The sequence below is a fragment of the Streptomyces sp. adm13(2018) genome (assembly GCF_008042145.1).
Taxonomy (GTDB): domain Bacteria; phylum Actinomycetota; class Actinomycetes; order Streptomycetales; family Streptomycetaceae; genus Streptomyces.
Genome location: NZ_RDBH01000306.1, coordinates 1 through 2,922, shown reverse-complemented (window position 1 = coordinate 2,922; position 2,922 = coordinate 1). Strand labels below are relative to the sequence as shown.

The following is a 2,922-nucleotide window of genomic DNA, read 5'->3' as shown; positions in this document are numbered from 1 at the left end:
GGACCACCCTCCTCCACCCCTACCAGCCCCACACCGTCGAACTCCCGCCCTACCCCTTCCAGCACCAGCACTACTGGCTCCACCCGGAAGCCCCTGCGGTGGGCACCGGTGCCCCGCATCCGGTGGCGCCCGCCGCTGCGGGGAGCCTGCTGGGCGCGCGGCTGCCGTCGTCGCCGCTCGCCGAGGCGCAGTTCGCCCCGTCGCTCGACCCGTCGGCGCACCCCTGCCTCGACGAGTCCGTGGTCGGCGGCCGTCCGGTGGTCAGTGCCGGCGTGTTCGTGGAGTCGCTGATCGAGGCGGTCACCGAGCTCGCCGGACCGGGTCCGGTGTCGGTCGAGGATCTGGAGCTCCCCGCCGATCTGGCGCTCGCGCCCGCCGGTGCCGCGCGGACGGCGCAACTCGTCGTGAACGGCGAGCGGTTCGACTACCACGCGCAGGACGCCTCCGGTGCCTGGCACCTGTATGCGCGGGCCGTGGCCCGTTCGGGTGCCGCCGCCGCGCCGACGGTGGCGCTCGCGGCCGGCGGGTCGGGGCGCGAACTGACCGGTGAGGAGCTGTACCGACTCCTCTGGCAGCGCGGCCTGTACCTGGGGTCCGCCGTGCGCTGGGTGGAGCGGATCACGCTCGGCCGGGGCGAGGCCACCGCCGGGATCCGGCCCGCCTCGCCCGCCGAGACGGAGCCGTACGTGATCCACCCCGGGCTCGTCGACGCGATGTTCCAGACAGCTCTGGCCTGCTTCCCGGCGGACGGCCCGGCCCTCGTGCCGGCCGGCCTCGAACGGTTCGTCCACTACGACCGAGGCGGGCACCAGGACGGGCTCCGATGTCACGCCGAACTGTTCGACGGCGGTGCCCGGGCGCGTATCCGGCTCGTCGCGGCGAACGGCCGGCTGGTCGCCGAGGCAGACGGCGTACGGTTCGTCGACGCACTGACCCGTGCGGAGGAGCCGCTCGTCACGCCTCCGGCCACCACGGCACGGCAGGCGCCCGCCGCCGAGCGGGCATCCGCCCCGGAGTCCACGGCCCGGACGCGCGCCGCGGCCGTGACCGCCCCGGCCCCGGTCGAGACCCCGGCCCCGGCGGCCGCCGCGTCGCCCGACGCGGTGCGGGCCCTGGTGGTCCGGACCGTCGCCCGGGCCCTCGGGACGACGGCGGCCCGGCTCGACGCCCGGCAGTCGCTCCAGGCGCTCGGCCTCGACTCGCTGATCGCGATGAAGATCAGGACCGCGCTGAACAAGGAGTTCGAGGTCCTGCTGCCGATGTCGGCGTTCCTCGACGGCCGCAGCACCGACGACATCGCCGGTGACGTCCTCGCCGCTCTCGGCGCCGACACCCCGGTCCGTGAGAGCACGGAGCAGGAGGCGGGCGGTTCCGGCGGTTCGGACGCCTCCGCGGAGGAGGACGCCGAGCGGTACCGGCCGTTCGGTCTGACCGATCTCCAGCAGGCGTACCTCGTGGGTCGTGGTGACGCCTTCGAACTCGGCAACACCTCCACCTACTTCCAGATCGAGATCGACCTGGAGAACGTGGATCTGGAGCGGCTCGGCGCGTCCTTCCGGGCGATGATCGAGCGGCACGACATGCTGCGGGCGGTCTTCACCGCCGACGGCGAGCAGCGCATCCGGCGGACGGTCCCCGGCTATGTGATCCGGGAGACCGACGCCTCCGCGCTGGAGCCTGCCGAGCGCGAGGCCGAACTGCTGGCGGTGCACGAGGAGATGCGGCACCAGGTCTTCGACACCACGCGCTGGCCGCTGTTCGACGTGCGGGTGACCCGGATCGACGACCGGGTGATCCGGCTGCACGCCGGCTTCGACGCCCTGATCATCGACGGGTTCAGCACGTCGATCCTGTTCAAGGAGTGGGCCGCGCACTACCGCGGCGAGTCGCTGCCCGAACTGCGGCTGCGCTACCGGGACTACGTACGGGAGGCGCGGTCCCTGGAGACGGGACCCGAGTACGACCGGGCCCTCGCCTACTGGCGGGACCGGCTGGACACGCTGCCGCCGGCGCCGCAACTGCCGCTGGCCGTCAGTCCGTCGAGTCTGGAGCGGCCGGTGTTCAACCACCGCGGCGCGACGCTTGAGCGGGCGGACTGGGACCGGTTCAAGCAGCACGCGGCCGCGGCCGGGGTCAGCCCCTCGGCGGCCCTGTGCACCGCGTACGCGCAGGTCGTCGCGGAGTGGAGCGCCACACCGGACTTCTGTCTGAACCTGCTCTACTTCAACCGGCTGCCGCTGCACCCGCAGGTCGGCGATGTCGTCGGGCAGTTCTCGACGACCCTGATGCTGGAAATCCGCGACGCGGCGACGGACGCGTTCGCCACCCGGGCCACGGAGGTCCAGCGCCGGCTGTGGAGCGACATGGAGCACAGCCAGGTCAGCGGTGTGCAGGTGCTCCGGGAGCTGAACCGGGCCCGCGGCGCGTCGATGCGCGCCGCCGCACCGGTCGTCTTCACCAGCCTGGTGAACATGGAGGGACAGCAGGACGGCGAGCGCGGCGGAGTCGTACGGCACCTCGCCGGGATCGGTGAGAACGGCCGCCAGGTGAGCAGTTCGGTCCGCACCCCGCAGGTGTGGCTCGACCACCAGGCGGTCGAGGAGGCCGGCGAGCTGCTGCTGAACTGGGACGTGATCGAGGAGCTGTTCCCGGCGGGCTGCATCGACGCGATGTTCGCCGCCTACCAGCGGACGCTGCGCGAGCTGTCCCGCGACCCGGCGGCCTGGCGGCGCCCCCGGCCCGCCCTCGCCCCGGTCGCCGACCTGGAGGTACGGGCCGAGGCCAATGCCACCGACGGGCCGGTGCCCGGCGGTCTGCTGCACGACGCCGTGCTCGCCCGGGCGGCGGAGACGCCCGACGCGCCCGCGGTCGTCACGGGGTCGCTGACCCTGACGTACGGGGATCTGGAGCGCAGGTCCGCGC

The 2,922-nt window shown here is 73.7% G+C and carries 1 protein-coding gene; it reads left to right on the top strand.

Translation table 11 applies throughout. The features are described 5' to 3' along the window. The coding region (locus EAO70_RS36920; protein WP_187284212.1) for a condensation domain-containing protein at positions 1 to 2,922 on the top strand (2,922 nt) is incomplete at both ends.